The organism is Streptomyces sp. NPDC040589 (assembly GCF_055594445.1).
The window spans coordinates 880,357-896,671 of sequence record NZ_JBVIWP010000004.1 but is presented as its reverse complement, the minus strand read 5'-3'; the positions used below and the strand labels follow the sequence as shown (position 1 = coordinate 896,671).

Below are 16,315 nucleotides of genomic sequence, written 5' to 3'. Positions count from 1 at the left end.
AGGGCGGCGGGGCCACCGTCTACGAGGAGGCGCGCTCACTGCTCGACTGGGGGTTCCGGTCGGCCGCGAGGGTCGAACCGGTGGGCTCGCTCGAGGCCCCGCGGGCCCCCGCGCGGCCGGGGGCGACGACGCTGCCCGCTGCCGCCGCCGCGGCGGTGCCGGAGGAACCCGGCTCCGCCTGGACCGAGGCGGGGCTGATCGTGGGTGCTGTCGGGCTGGGCGCGGCGGTCGTCGTGCTGGTGCTGCGGCTGCCGGTCCGCCGGTCCGAAGGGAGTTGACCGACCGGCAGCCACAGCAGCAGACCCAGCGTGATCCAGGCGTAGGTGTTGCTGCCCAGGAACCCGTCGACGCCGGACGCGTCGTCGAACCACAGCCACACCACGCTGGTGCACAGCACGGCGTACAGGGCGCCCGCGATCCGCGGGTGCCCGGTACGGATCAGCACGGCGAAGGACGGCAGCAGCCAGACCAGATGGTGCACCCAGGTGATCGGGCTGACGAGACAGGCCGCCAGGCCGGTCAGGGCGAACGCGGCCGTCCAGTCCCCCGCGGCGACCGCCCGCCGCACCCGCAGCGCCCACACGCCGAGGATGAGCAGGACCGCCGCCGCCCACACCGCCCGGTCCGGTTCGCCGAGCCGGGCCAGGATGCCCTGCACCGACTGGTTCGAGACGTAGCCGAGGCGCCCGACCCGGCTGGTGTCCCACAGGGCGTCCGTCCAGTAGAAGCGCGAGGCGTCCGCGTCGACCCAGGCCGCGAGCGCCGTGGCCCCGAGGGCGACGGCCGTGGCGAGAGCCGCCGCGCGCCACCGCCGGGCCACCAGCAGCAGCCCGATGAACAGCGCCGGCGTGAGCTTGATCGCGGCCGCGAGCCCGATGCCGATGCCCGCCCTGCGTCCGCGTCCGGTGGCGAGCAGCGCCGCGTCGGTGAGCACGAGAGCCAGCAGCAGCAGGTTGACCTGACCGAAGCTGAAGGTGTCGCGGAGCGGTTCGAACAGTGTGAGCAGGCAGGCGATCAGGGCCCAGCCGTACCAGCCGTGGCGCCGCCACTCGGGGCCGGTGAGCAGGCGCAGGATCACGGCCAGGGCCGCCAGGTTGAGCAGCAGGGCGGCGGCGATCGCGGTGCGCAGGTCCAGCAGGGCCATCGGCAGCATGGCGACCGCCGCGAACGGCGGGTAGGTGAAGCCGTATGTCGTGCCGGGCACCCGGTAGTCGTAGATCCGGCCGCCGTGATGGACCCAGGTGTCGATGCTGCCGTAGTAGACGCGCAGGTCGAACCAGTCGCGCAGCAGGGGCACGGTGGCGGTGAAGACGGTCACCACCGTGGCGAGGACGAGCAGGAGCAGCAGTCGTCCGCGGTCGGTGCGCGGCGGGGCCGGGGTCATGCCGCGCCTCCCAGCGCCGGGGCGAGCTCGGCCTGGCGGGCCTGCCACAGCACGACGACCGCGAGCGCGCCGCCGGAGACGGCGAGGACGAGTTGCCCCGTGTCCGCCGCGCCACCGCTGGGCAGGACGCAGAGCGCGAGCACACCGGTCACGGCCGCCGTGCGGTGGCGTACGGAGGTGCTGGGCGTGGCGGCGGCGATGAGGAACAGGCCCCACAGGGCGTACCAGGGGCGGATCGCGGGGCCGAGCGCGGCCACCGCAGCGAGGCTCAGGCCCAGGGCGTAGACGGGTCGTGGGCGCAGCCGGTGCCATATCAGCACGATCGCGACGACGGCCGCCGCGATGCCGAGCGCGTGCCAGGCGGGGATCGCCAGGGGCGCGAGATCGCTGCCCAGGTGTTCCAGCAGGGCGCGGGTGGCGCGGCCGAGCAGGGTGGTCAGGGCCCAGTTCTGGGGTGAGACAGGGGTGTTCAGGGCTCCGATCCAGCCGTATCCGGTGCCGGCCACGGCCGTGGCGGCGACGGTCGTCCCAGCGGCGGCGACGGTGGTGGTCAGGACTGCCTTCGCCGGACTGCGGCCCGCGCGGACCTGGAGGACGACGACGGCGGCGAGGCCCAGCACGGCGGGCGCCTTGACCAGGGCGGCGAGTGTGACGAGGACGGCGCCGAGGACCGGCCACCGGCCGAGCGCCGCCACCAGGCCGACGCCGAGCAGGCCGAGCATGACGGCGTCGTTGTGGGCGCCCGCGACCAGGTGCAGCAGGACGAGGGGGTTGAGGGCGCCCAGCCACAGCGCGGCGGACGGGTCGGCGCCGCTGTGGCGGGCGAGCCGGGGCAGTGCGGCCGCCATCAGGGCCACGCCGGCGAGCGCGACGAGCCGCATCCCGAACAGCCCGGCGGGCAGTTCACCCCGGGTCAGAGCGGACAGGGCCGCCGCGACGGCGAGGAACACCGGGCCGTACGGGGCTCCGGTGTGCCGCCAGAGCGGGGCGACCTCGTCGGCGAGCGGGCCGCCGAGCTGGGACGGCCCGTGCGCGTACACGTCCATGTGCGCGTCGACCATCGCCCCCTGGGCGAGGTAGCTGTAGACGTCCCGGCTGAACAGCGGCGGGGCGAGCAGCAACGGTGCCGCCCAGACGGCGAGGACGAGCAGCAGGGCTCGGGGAGTGGGCGGCCGAGGCCCGCGCACCAGCCGGCCCAGCAGCGCCCAGGCCGCGATCAGCAGGACGACGCCGAAGTACACACCGACCAGACCGAGGGCCGCGCCGGCGGAGGCCGGGTGCAGGAGGTCCCGTACGGGCAGGGCGCCGGCCGTCTCACCGCCCGCCGCGAGGAAGGCGGTACCGGCCAGACCGAGTATCTGGCAGCGGCGGAGATCGACGGGGAAAGCCATGGCCAACACTCAGTCAGGGTGTCGACGTCGGATGGCCGGAAGCTGACGGGGTCTGTTCCAGGAGGAAGCGGCAGTGTGACCGGCCGGTGATCAGGCGCGGGCCGGTGGGGCGTGTCGCGCGGTGGTCCCGCGCCCCTGAGGGGCGCGGGACCACCGCCTTCAGAAGACGGAGAGGCCTGTCAGCGTCGTGAATCGGTCGAGGGCCGCCATGCCCGCCACCGAATTGCCGCGCTCGTCCAGGCCCGGGCTCCACACGCACAGCGTGCAGCGGCCCGGGACGACGGCGATGATGCCGCCGCCCACACCGCTCTTGCCGGGCAGCCCGACGCGGTAGGCGAAGTCGCCCGCCGCGTCGTACGTGCCGCAGGTCAGCATGATCGCGTTGATCTGCTTGGCCTGGCTGCGGGTGAGCAGCCGGGTGCCGTCGGCGCGGACGCCGTGGCGGGCCAGGAAGCTCGTGGCGAGGGCGAGGTCGGCGCAGGACGCGGTGATCGAGCACTGCCGGAAGTACTCGTCGAGCAGGACCGGCACCGGGTTGTCGATGTTGCCGTAGGAGGCCATGAAGTGGCCGAGAGCCGCGTTCCGGTCGCCGTGCGCCGTCTCGGAGGCGGCTACCTCCTCGTCGAAGGACAGGCCGGGGTTGCCGCTCTCCGCCCGCAGGAACGCCAGCAGTTCGCCCGAGGCGTCGCCGGTACGGGTGTGCAGCCGGTCGGTGACGACCAGGGCGCCCGCGTTGATGAACGGGTTGCGCGGGATGCCGTTCTCGTACTCCAGCTGGACGAGGGAGTTGAAGGGGTTGCCGGACGGCTCACGGCCCACGTGCTCCCACAGGGCGTCGCCCTCGCGGGCCAGGTCGAGGGCGAGGGTGAAGACCTTGGTGAGGGACTGCGCGGAGAACGGCTCCCGCCAGTCCCCCACGCCGTACACCGTGCCGTCGGGTTCGGCGACGGCCATGCCGAACCGGCGCGGGTCGCGGGCCGCGAGCGCCGGGATGTAGTCGGCGGGCCGGCCTCGGCCGGGGGTCCGCTCGATCTCCTCGGCGATGCGCTCCAGGACCGGCTGGAAGGTCGTCGACGATGTCATGATCACCATTGTCCCTCGGTGCCGGTCCCGGTGCGCTCGGCAGGCCCTGGGTCAGGCCGTCGGAGCCGGGCCGCTGCCGGCCAGGACCTCCGGGCGCAGCAGGCCGGCGAGTGTCTCGGCGGGCAGCAGGCCCTTCTCCAGGACGAGTTCGGCCACGCCCCGGCCGGAGGCGAGGGCCTCCTTGGCGATGTCGGTGGCGGCGGTGTAGCCGATGTGCGGGTTGAGGGCGGTGACCAGGCCGATGGAGTTCTCGACGGTGGCGCGCAGCGCCTCGGTGTTGGCGGTGATGCCGGCCACGCAGCGTTCGGCGAGGGTGAGGCAGGCCGCGCGCAGATGGGTGATGGACTCCGACAGGGAGTGCAGGATGATCGGCTCGAAGGCGTTGAGCTGGAGCTGTCCGGCTTCGGCGGCCATGGTGATGGTGACGTCGTTGCCGATGACCTCGAAGGCGACCTGGTTGACGACCTCGGGGATCACCGGGTTGACCTTGCCGGGCATGATGGACGAACCGGCCTGTACCGGCGGCAGGTTGATCTCGTTGAGGCCGGCGCGCGGGCCGGAGGACAACAGACGCAGGTCGTTGCAGCTCTTGGAGAGCTTGACCGCGATGCGCTTGAGCACGCCCGACATCTGGACGAAGGCGCCGCAGTCCTGGGTCGCCTCGACCAGGTTGGCCGCGGTCACCAGGGGCAGGCCGGTGAGGGCCGCGAGGTGGCGGCGGGCCGCCTCCGCGTATCCGGCGGGGGCGTTGAGGCCGGTGCCGATCGCCGTGGCACCGAGGTTGATCTCATGGATCAGCTCGACGGCCTCGGCAAGACGGGACCGGTCCTCGTCAATCATGACGGCGTACGCGGAGAACTCCTGCCCGAGCGTCATCGGGACCGCGTCCTGCAACTGTGTACGGCCCATCTTGAGCACGTCGTGGAACTCGACGGCCTTGCCGGCGAAGGTGTCCTGCAGGACGGACATCGCCGAGAGCAGCCCGCGCACCGCGAAGACCGTCGCGATCTTGACGGCGGTCGGGTAGACGTCGTTGGTGGACTGGCCGAGGTTGACGTCCTCGTTCGGGTGCAGGTACCGGTACTCGCCCTTGGCGTGCCCCAGCAGTTCCAGCGCCCGGTTCGCCACGACCTCGTTGGCGTTCATGTTGGTGGACGTCCCGGCGCCGCCCTGGACGACGTCGACCACGAACTGGTCGTGCAGCTCGCCGTCGCGTATCTCGCGGCAGGCGGCGACGATGGCGGCGGCCTTCTTCGGCTCCAGCAGGCCGAGTTCCTCGTTGGCGAGGGCGGCGGCCTCCTTCACGGCGGCCAGGGCCTCGATCAGGTGGGGGTAGGAGGAGATGGGCATGCCCGTGATGGGGAAGTTCTCCGTGGCGCGCAGGGTGTGGACACCCCAGTAGGCATCGGCGGGGACGTCTCGATCGCCGAGCAGATCGTGTTCGGAGCGGGTGACGGCGGTCATGAGAGTTCTTTCTGAGGTGAGGGTTGGATGCGCGCCCCTTCAGGGGCGCGGGGAACTGCGCGATCAACCACAAGCAGCCCGCAGACCGACGACGCCCGCAGTCCCCGTGGGATCCGGCGCAGGGTCACATGTCGGCCGTCGCCAGGAGAGGATCCAGCGCACGAACCGGCCGCACACACCCCACCGGCTCCCCTCCCCCGAGCAGCGGCTCGCCCGCGAACTCCGCGAGCAGGCCCGGGTCGACGCCCGCCCGGGCCAACGCGGCGGCAGCCACCGGCACACGCGCCCGGTTCGCCCCGTCGGAGATCTTCACGGCAACGGCCCGCCCGTCAGGCAGGGCGGCGACCTGCACGCCCTCGAAGCCGTCCTTGGTGAGCAGCCCGGGCACGGCCCGCATCAGCGCGGCGACGTCCCGGCCTGAGCCGGAGGCCATCTCGGCGTGCTCGCGCATGGCGTCGGCCACCCGGGCCTCGGGCGTTCCCGGCACCGCGGTGGTGATGCGGGCGGTGGCGCGGGCGAGGCCGTGCAGGGAGACGGAGAACAGGGGCGCGCCGCAGCCGTCGACGGTCACGCGGGCGATGCGCTGCCCGGTGAGGTCCTCGACGATCTCGGCGATGGCCTGCTGGAGCGGGTGGCCCGGGTCGAGGTAGTCCTCCAGGGACCAGCCGTTGAGCAGGCAGGTGTAGAGCATGGCCGCGTGCTTGCCGGAGCAGTTCTGCGCGAGCCGTGAGGGCATCCGGCCCTCACGCACCCAGGCGTCCCGGACGACCGGGTCGTACGGCAGGTCCGGGACGTTGCGCAGATGGCCCTCGGTGAGCCCGGCGATTTCGAGGATGCGCCGGGAGCCGGCGAGGTGGCGTTCCTCGCCGGAGTGGCTGGCCGCGGTCAGCGACAGGAGCTCGCCGTCGAGCGGGAGCCCGGCCCGCGCCATGGCCACGGCCTGGAGGGGCTTGAGCGCGGAGCGCGGGTAGAAGGCGGCCTCGATGTCGCCGAGCTGGAGCTGTACCTCTCCGTCGCCGCCGAGGACGACGACGGAGCCGTAGTGGATGCCTTCGACGATTCCACCGCGGATGAGGTGGGCGACGGGGGCGTGGACGGGTTCGCGGACAAGGGGTGCGTCCGCAAGGGAACTGCTGTACATCACTGCCTGCTTCTCGGGGAGCGACGCGTCGGTCACGCATCGGCTCCGGTGGTGGACTTGCGTGCGACACGGGCGCGGATGCCGAACCATCCGACGACCAGTGCCCCGACGATCAGCGGCAGGCACAGCACGGTGGTGCGTCCCGCGCCGCCGTCGGCGTACATGAGGACCAGGACGGAGGCGAGGAACGCCAGCGTCACGATCTCGGTCCAGGGAGAGCCCGGGAGCCGGTAGTCCGGGCGGGTCAGCTCGCCCTTCTGGGTCTTCTGCCAGAAGAGGAGGTGACAGATCATGATCAGGCCCCAGGTGGCGAGGATGCCGATCGCGGCGAAGTTCAGCACGATCTCGAACGCCTCGGCGGGCACGACGAAGTTGAGGCCGACGCCCAGGACACAGACGCCGCTGGTGAGCAGGATGCCGCCGTAGGGGACCTGGCTGCGGCTCATCACGGAGGTGAACTTGGGCGCGGATCCGGCCATGGCCATGGAGCGCAGGATGCGGCCGGTGGAGTAGAGGCCTGAGTTGAGGGAGGACATCGCCGCGGTGAGGACGACGAGGTTCATCACGTCACCGGCCGCCGGGATGCCGATGTTGCCCAGCACGGTCACGAAGGGGCTCTCGCCGGCGGTGTACTTGTTCCACGGCAGCAGCATCGACAGCAGGACGACCGAGCCGACGTAGAACAGGCCGACGCGCCACATGATCGAGTTGATCGCCTTCGGCATGATCTTCTCGGGGTTCTCGGTCTCACCGGCGGCGACGCCGACCAGCTCGACGGAGGCGTAGGCGAAGACGACGCCCTGGATGATCAGCAGCATGGGCAGCAGGCCGTTCGGGAAGACGCCGCCGCTGTCGCTGATGAGGGACGGGCCGGGGCTGTGGCCGTCGACGGGGTGCTGGGTGACCAGCAGGAAGATGCCGATGCACATGAAGAGGACGAGCGCGCCGACCTTGATGATCGCGAACCAGAACTCCAGCTCGCCGAAGATCTTCACCGAGATCAGGTTCACGGTGAGCACCACGGCCAGCGCTATGAGCGCTATCACCCACTGCGGGATGTCGGAGAACATGCCCCAGTAGTGGGTGTAGGTGGCGACGGCGGTGATGTCGGCGATGCCGGTGGTCGCCCAGTTCAGGAAGTACATCCAGCCCGCGGTGTAGGCGCCCTTCTCCCCCATGAACTCACGGGCGTACGACACGAAGGCGCCGGAGGAGGGCCGGTACAGCACGAGTTCGCCGAGGGCGCGCACGACGAGGAAGGCGAAGAGGCCGCAGACCGCGTAGGCGATGAAAAGAGAGGGGCCGGCGTCGGCCAGACGGCCGCCGGCACCGAGGAAGAGGCCGGTGCCGATCGCGCCGCCGATGGCGATCATGTTGACATGCCGGGACTTGAGGGACTTGCTGTAGCCCTCGTCGCCGGCGTCGACATGGCTGGAACGTTTCTGCACATCGTCGTGCAGGGACTGCTCGCTCACGCCTCGGGTCCGCCTTCCATGGGGGTGTCCGTGCGCGGGGAACGCACGATGTCGGTGAGGGTCGTCTCGACACGGTCGAGGTGGTGGGCCATGGCCTCCACCGCGTCGTTCTCGGAACCGTCGATCAGCGCCTCGACGATCGCGCGGTGCTCGCGGTTGGACTGCTCGCGGCGGCCGCCCAGCTCGTTGAGGAAGGCGGACTGGCGGGCCAGCGCGTCCCGGATCTCCTCGATGACCCGGCGGAAGACCGGGTTCTGGGCGGCCTCGGCCACGGCGAGATGGAACAGCGTGTCCATGGCGACCCACGCGGTGGTGTCCGTCTCCTGTTCCATCCGGTCCAGGATGTGGGCCAGATGGTCGAGGTTCTCCGGGGTACGGCGCCGGGCCGCGTACCCCGCGACCGGGATCTCGACGTGGCGGCGCACCTCCAGCAGGTCGCTCGCCGCGTAGTCGCCGAAGGTGGGGTCCTCGACGGTGCTGGCGACGACGAAGGTGCCCTTGCCGGTCCTGGACACGGTCAGGCCCATGGTCTGCAGGGCCCGCAGTGCCTCGCGCAGCACGGGCCGGGAGACCTCCAGGGTGCGGCACAGCTCCGCCTCGGAGGGGAGCTTGTCGCCGATGGCGTACTCGCCTCGTTCGATGGCGTCGCGAAGGTGCGCCAGCACCGCTTCCATGGCACTGACGCGACGCAGGGGCTGTCCGGCTGTCCGGCTGTCTGACAGGTTCACGGTGGCGATCCTGCGGGGCGCGGGAGGTACCTGTCAAGAGGCCGAAAGGAAACGTTCAAGGGGCCGGAAGCCTGCGTTCAGGCGCCCGGCCCCTCACCTGTGCGGACGGTCAGCTGTGCTCGTGCGGAGGGTCAGCTGTGGATCACACCCGCTCCGAGCAGGCCGAAGAGCAGCACCCCGACGACGATCCGGTAGATCACGAAGGCGTTGAAGGAGTGCTTGGCGACGAACTTCAGCAGCCAGGCGATGGAGGCGTACGCCACGACGAACGACACGAGCGTGCCGACCGCGAGCGGAGCCGCGCCCACCCCCGTGCCCAGGGCGTCCTTGAGCTCGTAGAGGCCGGCGCCGGTCAGGGCGGGGATGCCCAGGAAGAACGAGAGCCGGGTGGCGGCGACGCGGTCCAGGTCGAGGATCAGCGCGGTGGACATGGTGGCGCCGGAGCGGGAGAAGCCGGGGAAGAGCAGGGCGAGGATCTGGGAGCTGCCGACCAGCATGGCGTCCTTGAAGGAGGTGTCGTCCTCGCCGCGCTTGTGCCGGCCCATCTGGTCCGCCGCCCACATCACCCCACTGCCGGCGATCAGCGAGCCGGCCACCACCCACAGCGAGGCGAGCGGGCCCTGGATGAGCGGCTTGGCGGCGAGTCCGACGGCGACGATCGGGATGGTGGCGTAGATGACCCACCAGGCGAACTTGTAGTCGTGGTGGTACCGCTCCTCGCGGTCGCGCAGACCCCGCCCCCAGGCGGAGACGATCCGCACGATGTCCTTGAAGAAGTACACGAGCACCGCGGCGATCGCGCCGACCTGGATGACGGCCGAGAACCCGACCACGGCGTGGTCGTCGACGGGGATGCCCATGAGCCCCTCGACGATCTTCAGATGGCCGGTGGAGGAGACGGGCAGGAACTCGGTCACCCCCTCGACGGCTCCGAGGACGACGGCCTGACCGACGCTGATGACGCTCATGGGATCCAGTTCTGCTCGGGGGGAAGCGGGAGCGGAGAGGACCGTCTTACTACACGCGGGCGAGAACGGATCTCATCCACGCGGCTGACACCCGCGCACGGCTCACATACGTGTGAGCGCGGCCCCCACGAACGCCGCCCCGAGGCCGGCCGCCACACTCGCCGCCACATTGACGGCCGCCTGGAGACGGGCCCCCGTCTCCGCCAGCCTCAGCGTCTCGTAGGAGAACGTCGAGTACGTCGTGAGGGCCCCGCACAGACCGGTGCCGAGCAGCAGCTGGAGATCGGAGCTCCGGGCGCCGGCGGATGCCGCACCGGTGAGCAGGCCGAGGATCAGGCAGCCGGTGACGTTCACCGTGAAGGTGCCCCAGGGGAAGACGGAGTCGTGCCGGGACTGCACCGCGCGGTCGGTGAGATAGCGCAGCGGAGCACCGACCATCGCGCCCCCGACGACCAGCAGCCAGTTCACAACGACTTCTTACCCTTCGAGTCGGTTTTGCCCGGAACATCCTCGCGGCCGGTGGTGGGGGTGCCCCCGGTCGAGCGAAGCCGAGACTGGGGGAGGATGACCTCGCAGTCGTCGAGGGTCACCAGGCCCTCGGTGACCAGTTCGTCGAGCTGGGGCAGGAAGGCCCGCACGCGCGGCTCGGTGTCGACGATCACGACGGCCACCGGCAGGTCGTCGCTCAGGGACAACAGTCGCAGGGTGTGGATCAGGGAGGAGGCGCCGAAGCCCTCGACGCCACGGAACACGCTGGCGCCCGCGAGGCCCGCCGCGTGGGCCCGGTGGACGATCTCCGAGTACAGGGGCCGGTGGTGCCAGGTGTCGTTCTCGCCTACGAAGACGGTGAGGCGCAGGGCCCTGCCGGTCAGCCTCGTCATGACTGCCTCCTGTTCAGGATGCGGCGGGTCGCCCAGGCCGCGAGCCACACCGCTGTGAGCGCCGCGAGCGGTGTCGCGGCAAGGTAGGCCAGGCCGGTGCCGGCGCGGCCGCCGTCGACCAGCTTCCGGATGTCGACGGCGTACGTCGAGAAGGTGGTGAAACCGCCGAGGACGCCGGTTCCGAAGAAGGGGCGCACGAGGCGGTGAGCGGATCGGATCTCGGTGACGACCACCATGAACACGCCGATCACGGCGCAGCCGGCGACGTTGACCCAGAAGGTCGTCCAGGGGAAGCCGCCCGTGTCCGTGGGCCACCACAGGGACGCCGCGTACCGGGCGGCCGCCCCCGTTCCCCCGCCGAGCGCCACCACCACGACGACGGGGGCCTGGGCACGCCAGGCGGGCGGGCGCGGGGTGGCGCGCAGACTGCCGAGGCGTTCCGCGTCGGGGGTGGTCATGGGCGTACGTCTCCTACTCGCCGGGGCCCGAGGTCGTGCGGGCGCGTGCCGTCGCAAGTAGGGACCGTTGGCGGCATCTTCGCCGCGGTTCGGGTACGGCGGGCCCCACCGCCGTGCCGCGAGCGGTGTCGCGGCCGGGAATCAGGTTAACCCCGGGGTCGGGCCGGGGTCATCTCGGGGCAGGCGGCTCGCAGATCGCCACGCCCGGTTCCCAGAGGCTGCCCAGCACCAGGTGCCCGTCCGCTTCGCACACGCTGGTGACCATGCGGTAGCCGGAATGGCGACGGGCCAGGTGGTGGACGACGCGGCCCTCGTCGTCGAAGGCCAGCACGGCGATCGTGCCGGTGGGGCGGAACGGGGCGCGTACGGCCACGCGGGCGGCGGCGCGGCGGACCGCGGGTGCGCCGCGGTGGAGGAGGTCGAGGGGCGGGACGCGGGGTCCGGCCAGTGCGACCCAGACCGGTCCGTCCGGGGCGCCGCGCCATAGGTTGTCGGGCATGCCCGGGAGGTTCTCGGCGAAGGGCTCGCTGCGTCCGGCCTCGGGCCCGGTGAGCCAGTAGCGGAGGAGCCGACAGGCGCCGGTCTCGGCGACGACGAGGAAGGACTCGTCGGCGCCTACGGCGAGCCCGTTGGCGAACTGCAGTCCGTCCAGCACCACCTCGGGGGTGTCGTCGCCCGGCGCCAGGCGCAGCAGCCGTCCCGTTCCGACGTGCTCGACGATGTCGCCGATCCAGTGCTCCAGGGGGTGACGGCGGCTGGAGACGGTGAAGTAGACGGTGCCGTCGGAGAGGGCCGCGACGTTGCTGCAGAACCGCAGCGGCTCCCCCGCCACCGAGTCGGCGAGGATGCGGACCACGCCGTCGCCGGTGTCGACGCGCAGCAGGCCGCGTTCGGCGTCGCACACCAACAGGTCGCCGTCCGGGAGGAGTTCCAGCCCCAGCGGCCTGCCACCGGTCTCGGCGATCACCTCTGTACGGGCCGTGACCGGGTCCGCCAGACCGTCCAGGCGCAGGATGCGGCCGTCCGCCACGCCGGTCAGGACACGGCCGCGCGGGTCGGCGACCACGTCTCTGCCGGGTCGCCTACCAGCCCTTTTCAAACATGCGGGCGACCTCGGCGATCCGCACCTCGTCGCGGTGGTAGTGCACGCGGCCCGCTGACCGGCTGGTGCGCAGCATGCCGGTGGCTTCGAGCAGCCGGAGGTGGGTGACGGCGACCGGGCGGGCCAGCGAGAACTTCTCGGCGACGGCGTCCGCGGTGACCCCACCCTCGGCGGGACCGGGTTCCTTCAGCCAGGCCAGGATGCGCAGCCGCGTCTCGTCCGTGGGAGTCCTCAGCATGTCGCGTGCCCCTGCCTCGCGGCTCTCGCCCTCTCACCGCGTTCTTCCCACTGTCTCGCAGCCCATGCCGACGCGTACGGCAGTCGGCATCGTTGACTGATATCGAACTGCCGTACGCTCTGGCGAAGTTCGGGGCAGGGCGTCGCTCTGCCCCGGTGAGATCAGCGGTGGCGGAACCAGGACATCGACGAGAGTGCCCGGTCGTCGTAGCCGAAGAGCGCCTGGTTCTCCCAGCCGTTGCCGGAGGAGGCGTCGGTCGGGTCCCAGCCGTTGCCTCCCACCGCGGTCCAGGTGGCCTCCCAGTAGAAGATGCCGAGGCCCCGGCCGTTCGGGACGGCCTCCACGATGCTCGCCACGTCGTTCATCCACCGGGTCTGGCCGGCCACGCTCGCCGGATAGCCGGGTACCAGCTCGCCGGTGAGGTCGATGATGTTCTCGTGCGCGTCCTCGCTGTCCAGGCGGAACGGGTAGGCGGTCTCGGCGACGTACACCGGCTTGCCGTAGCGGGAGGCGGCGTCGTCGAGGGTCGTCTGGAAGTCGGCCAGTGTGCCGTGCCAGTAGCCGTAGTACGACAGGCCGATCACGTCGAACTTCACGCCGTTGGACCGCGCGCTGTCGAACCACCAGCGGGTGCCTTCCAGATCACCGCCCTCGGCGAGGTGCAGGGCGACGGTGGTGGACGAGTTGACCGCCTTGACGGCGTCGTAGCCGGAGTTGAGCAGACCGGCCAGCTGCGTCCAGTTGGAAGTGGATCCCTCGGTCCACAGCATGCCGCCGTTGATCTCATTGCCCACCTGGACCATGTCGGCGGTGGTGCCCTGCGCCTTCAAGGCGTTCAACACGTCGTACGTGTGGTTGTACACGTCCGTCCTGAGTTGACCGTACGAGTGTCCGGCCCAGGCGGCGGGCTTGTCCTGGCGGCCGGGGTCGGCCCAGAAGTCCGAGTAGTGGAAGTCGACCAGCAGCTTCATGCCCTGCGTCTTGACGCGCTTGGCCATGGCCAGGACGCGTGCCTTGTTGTTGTAGCCGTCGGCCGGGTTCACCCACACCTTGAGGCGCGCGTAGTTCATGCCGGACGACTTGAGGACGGCCAGGGCGTCGCCGGCCGTTCCGGAGCTGTTGCGGTAGACGCCGCCCTTGGCCTCGCTCTTGGCAAGGGACGAGATGTCGGCACCCTTGATCGACGTACCGGACGTGCCCGACGTGAAGGTCAGGTCGTCAACATTGATCCAGTTGCCGGCATTCGCGTCACTGTTGATGCTGATGGTGCATTGGTTGCCGGTCACATTGACCGGCACGACGATCCGGATCCACCCACTGGCCGAGACCGGCAGATCGGTGCGCTGCTCGGCGCCGCCGCAGTTCTTCAGCGCGATGTACGCGGACTTCTGTCCGCCGCCGGAGCGCACCCAGGCGGTGAGCTTGTACTGGCCGTTGGTGAGTCCGGACAGGTACTGCCAGGTCTCCGCCTTGTAGGCGGTGGAGGCCCAGTGGCTCAGGCGGTAGCTCCCGCCGTGGCCGCCGGACTCGACGAACGAGGCGCCGGTGTCGCCGGACTCGGACCAGCCGCTCGGCGTGGCCGCGCCCGAACCGCCGGTCTCGAAGCCTCCGTTGGTGAGGGTGCTCGCGGCCTGGGCGGTCGGGGCGGGCAGGGCGGTGAGGGCGAGCCCTGCGGCGAGCGGGAGCAGCAGGGCTCTGAGCGTGCGTCTGGGATGGAACATCGTCGTCCGTCGTCCCTTCGACGTCGGGGATGGGGGTGCCCCTCACAGCCGGTGAGGGGCCCCTCCGCCCGCGGCTCGTGCGGCTCGCACGGGCGGAGGGAGTCGGTTCAGCCGTCGAGCCGGACGACCCGGACGGCTCCGGCCGGGACGGCCAGGCGGCCCGCGGCGCGTTCTCCGGTCAGCAGCTCGGTGCCCGGGGCCTCCAGCGGCACCTTGGTGTCCGAGCCGGTGTGGTTGACGGCGAACAGGTAGGTGCCCGACTCGCCGGTGCGGCGCACCACTTCGACGTCCCGGGGCAGGTCGGCGCGCGGGGCGAGGCGCGCGTCCTCGATCACCAGGCCGAGCAGCGTGTCGAGGCCGTCGGTGCCGAGCCTGGTGGAGACGTACCAGGCGGTGCCCTCGCCGAGGCTGTGCCGGGTGACGGCCGGGTGGCCCGCGGTGAGGCCGTCGGCGTAGGTGCAGACGGTCTCGGCGCCGCGCGGCACCACGAACTCGGTCCATACGTCGGCGCCCAGTTCGGATCCGTCGGGGCCGGTGACGCGGACCCGTTCGCCGGGCAGCAGCGGCGAGAACTCCTCGACCGTGAGGCCGAGGACGTCCCGGAGCGGGCCCGGGTAGGCGCCCTCGTGGACGGCGTCGTGCTCGTCGACGATGCCGGAGAAGTACGAGACGACCAGCGTGCCGCCGTTCTCGACGTAGGCCTTGAGGTTGTTCCCGGCCGTCTCCGTCATCAGGTACAGGGCCGGTACGACGACTAGGGGATACCTCGACAAATCGGCTTCCGGGTGGGCGAAGTCGACGGTGAGGTGGCGGTCGTAGAGGGTCTCGTAGAAGGCGTCGGCGCGCTCGCGGGCGTCGTGGTCCTCGCTGGGGCGCCAGTCGAGGTTCTGCGCCCACCAGGAGTGCCAGTCCCACAGCACGGCCACGTCGGCGACGGTGCGGGTGCCGCGCACAGCGGCCAACGCGTCGACCGCCGCGCCGAGTTCGGTGACCTCGCGCCAGACGCGGGTGTCGGTGCCGCCGTGCGGGAGCATCGCCGAGTGGAACTTCTCGGCGCCGCGCCGGGACTGGCGCCACTGGAAGAACATGGCTCCCTCGGAGCCGCGCGCCACATGGGCGAGGGAGTTGCGGGCCATCTGGCCGGGGGCCTTGGCCGGGTTGCGGGACTGCCAGTTGACGCCCGAGGTGGAGTGCTCCAGGAGCAGCCAGGGGGCGCCGCCCGCGACGGAGCGGGTGAGGTCGGCGGCCATCGCGAGGTTGACGTGGGTGCGGCGGCCGTCGGTGATCAGGTAGTGGTCGTTGGTGACGATGTCCACCTCGCGGCCCCAGGCCCAGTAGTCGACGGAGTCGCACTGGCTCAGGGCCGTCATGAAGTTGGTGGTGACCGGGACGCCCGGTGAGAGGCGGTGCAGGATGTCACGCTCCGTCACGAAGTTCTCGCGCATGGTGGCGTCGGCGAACCGCTTGTAGTCCAGCGCCTGGCCGGGGTTGACGGACGTCGGGGTGAGCCGGGGCGGGTTGATCTGCTCGAGGTCCGTGTAGCGCTGGCCCCAGAAGGCCGTGCCCCAGGCCTCGTTGACGGCGTCGACCGTGCCGTACGTCGTCGCGAGCCAGCGGCGGAAGTGGGCGGCGCAGGCGTCGCAGTAGCAGGCCGAGACGGGGACGCCGTACTCGTTGTGCACGTGCCACATGGCCAGGGCCGGGTGGTCGCCGTAGTGCTCGGCGAGCTCGGCAGTGATGGCCGCCGCGGCCGTGCGGTAGTCGGCGTTGCTGTGGCAGATCGCGGCGCGGGAGCCGAACTCGTGGCGCACGCCCTCCGGCGTCACGGGCAGGGCCTCGGGGTGGGCGCGGTAGAACCAGACCGGCGGGCAGACGGTGGGCGTACCGAGGTCGACGCGGATGCCGTTCTCGTGCAGCAGGTCGACCACGCGGTCGAGCCAGCCGAAGTCGTACACGCCGGGCGACGGCTCCAGCAGCGCCCAGGAGAAGATCCCGACGCTCACCATCGTGACGCCGGCCTCCCGCATCAGCCGGACGTCCTCCTGCCAGACGCTCTCCGGCCACTGCTCGGGGTTGTAGTCCCCGCCGAAGGCGAGCCTGGTGAGGCCCCTGGGGGTGGTCTCCGGCATGGATGGTCTCCCGGTCGATCGATTAATTGGGAACGTGCACACACAACGATGCAGCGCGGAGGCCAACATAACCGCACAGCAACAACCATTGACAAGTGTCCGGGATGTTTCTCTACTGTGAACGCTCACAGAAGCATGGCAGGTCTTCGCAG

General features: G+C 71.2%; 15 protein-coding genes. All 15 read right to left on the bottom strand.

The window, feature by feature from the left end:
• Window positions 1-19: 19 nt before the first annotated feature.
• The gene (locus ACZ58V_RS21900; protein WP_471291529.1) at window positions 20-1,384 is read right to left on the bottom strand and encodes a glycosyltransferase 87 family protein; all 1,365 of its coding nucleotides are present in this window, start codon (window positions 1,382-1,384) and stop codon (window positions 20-22) included.
• A complete protein-coding gene (mptB, locus tag ACZ58V_RS21895) occupies window positions 1,381-2,775 on the bottom strand; it encodes a polyprenol phosphomannose-dependent alpha 1,6 mannosyltransferase MptB (protein ID WP_468196530.1) in 1,395 nt (464 codons plus the stop codon). The genes ACZ58V_RS21900 and mptB overlap by 4 nt, the downstream gene beginning before the upstream one ends.
• A 159-nt stretch (window positions 2,776-2,934) precedes the next feature.
• Window positions 2,935-3,867 (bottom strand): glutaminase, encoded by a 933-nt coding sequence (locus ACZ58V_RS21890; RefSeq protein ID WP_468196528.1) that lies wholly within the window; start codon window positions 3,865-3,867, stop codon window positions 2,935-2,937.
• Window positions 3,868-3,909: 42 nt separating this feature from the next.
• Entirely contained in the window at window positions 3,910-5,322 is a 1,413-nt protein-coding gene (gene aspA, locus ACZ58V_RS21885; protein WP_468196526.1) for an aspartate ammonia-lyase, read from the bottom strand.
• Between the two features lie 124 nt (window positions 5,323-5,446).
• Window positions 5,447-6,463, bottom strand: coding sequence for an asparaginase (locus tag ACZ58V_RS21880; RefSeq protein WP_468196625.1), 1,017 nt, complete (start codon window positions 6,461-6,463; stop codon window positions 5,447-5,449).
• 32 nt (window positions 6,464-6,495) lie between these two features.
• The gene (locus ACZ58V_RS21875) at window positions 6,496-7,938 is read right to left on the bottom strand and encodes an amino acid permease (protein ID WP_471291527.1); all 1,443 of its coding nucleotides are present in this window, start codon (window positions 7,936-7,938) and stop codon (window positions 6,496-6,498) included.
• A complete protein-coding gene (locus ACZ58V_RS21870; protein WP_189725459.1) occupies window positions 7,935-8,612 on the bottom strand; it encodes a FadR/GntR family transcriptional regulator in 678 nt (225 codons plus the stop codon). Before ACZ58V_RS21870 ends, ACZ58V_RS21875 begins: the two co-directional genes overlap by 4 nt.
• A gap of 185 nt (window positions 8,613-8,797) precedes the next feature.
• A complete protein-coding gene (locus tag ACZ58V_RS21865; RefSeq protein WP_189725181.1) occupies window positions 8,798-9,634 on the bottom strand; it encodes an undecaprenyl-diphosphate phosphatase in 837 nt (278 codons plus the stop codon).
• A gap of 102 nt (window positions 9,635-9,736) precedes the next feature.
• Entirely contained in the window at window positions 9,737-10,102 is a 366-nt protein-coding gene (gene crcB, locus ACZ58V_RS21860) for a fluoride efflux transporter CrcB (protein ID WP_468196522.1), read from the bottom strand.
• Window positions 10,099-10,515: a DUF190 domain-containing protein gene (locus ACZ58V_RS21855; protein WP_468196519.1), complete on the bottom strand. Its 417-nt coding sequence runs from the start codon at window positions 10,513-10,515 to the stop codon at window positions 10,099-10,101. The genes crcB (ACZ58V_RS21860) and ACZ58V_RS21855 overlap by 4 nt, the downstream gene beginning before the upstream one ends.
• Entirely contained in the window at window positions 10,512-10,973 is a 462-nt protein-coding gene (crcB, locus tag ACZ58V_RS21850) for a fluoride efflux transporter CrcB (RefSeq protein WP_471291524.1), read from the bottom strand. Before crcB (ACZ58V_RS21850) ends, ACZ58V_RS21855 begins: the two co-directional genes overlap by 4 nt.
• A gap of 169 nt (window positions 10,974-11,142) precedes the next feature.
• A complete protein-coding gene (locus ACZ58V_RS21845) occupies window positions 11,143-12,072 on the bottom strand; it encodes an SMP-30/gluconolactonase/LRE family protein (protein ID WP_468196515.1) in 930 nt (309 codons plus the stop codon).
• On the bottom strand, window positions 12,056-12,313 hold the full coding sequence (locus tag ACZ58V_RS21840) for an ArsR/SmtB family transcription factor (protein WP_468196513.1): 258 nt from the start codon (window positions 12,311-12,313) through the stop codon (window positions 12,056-12,058). Before ACZ58V_RS21840 ends, ACZ58V_RS21845 begins: the two co-directional genes overlap by 17 nt.
• Window positions 12,314-12,474: 161 nt before the next feature.
• Window positions 12,475-14,034: a glycoside hydrolase family 53 protein gene (locus tag ACZ58V_RS21835; protein WP_471291522.1), complete on the bottom strand. Its 1,560-nt coding sequence runs from the start codon at window positions 14,032-14,034 to the stop codon at window positions 12,475-12,477.
• A 107-nt stretch (window positions 14,035-14,141) separates the two neighbouring features.
• Window positions 14,142-16,163: a beta-galactosidase gene (locus tag ACZ58V_RS21830; protein WP_471291520.1), complete on the bottom strand. Its 2,022-nt coding sequence runs from the start codon at window positions 16,161-16,163 to the stop codon at window positions 14,142-14,144.
• Window positions 16,164-16,315: the final 152 nt, after the last annotated feature.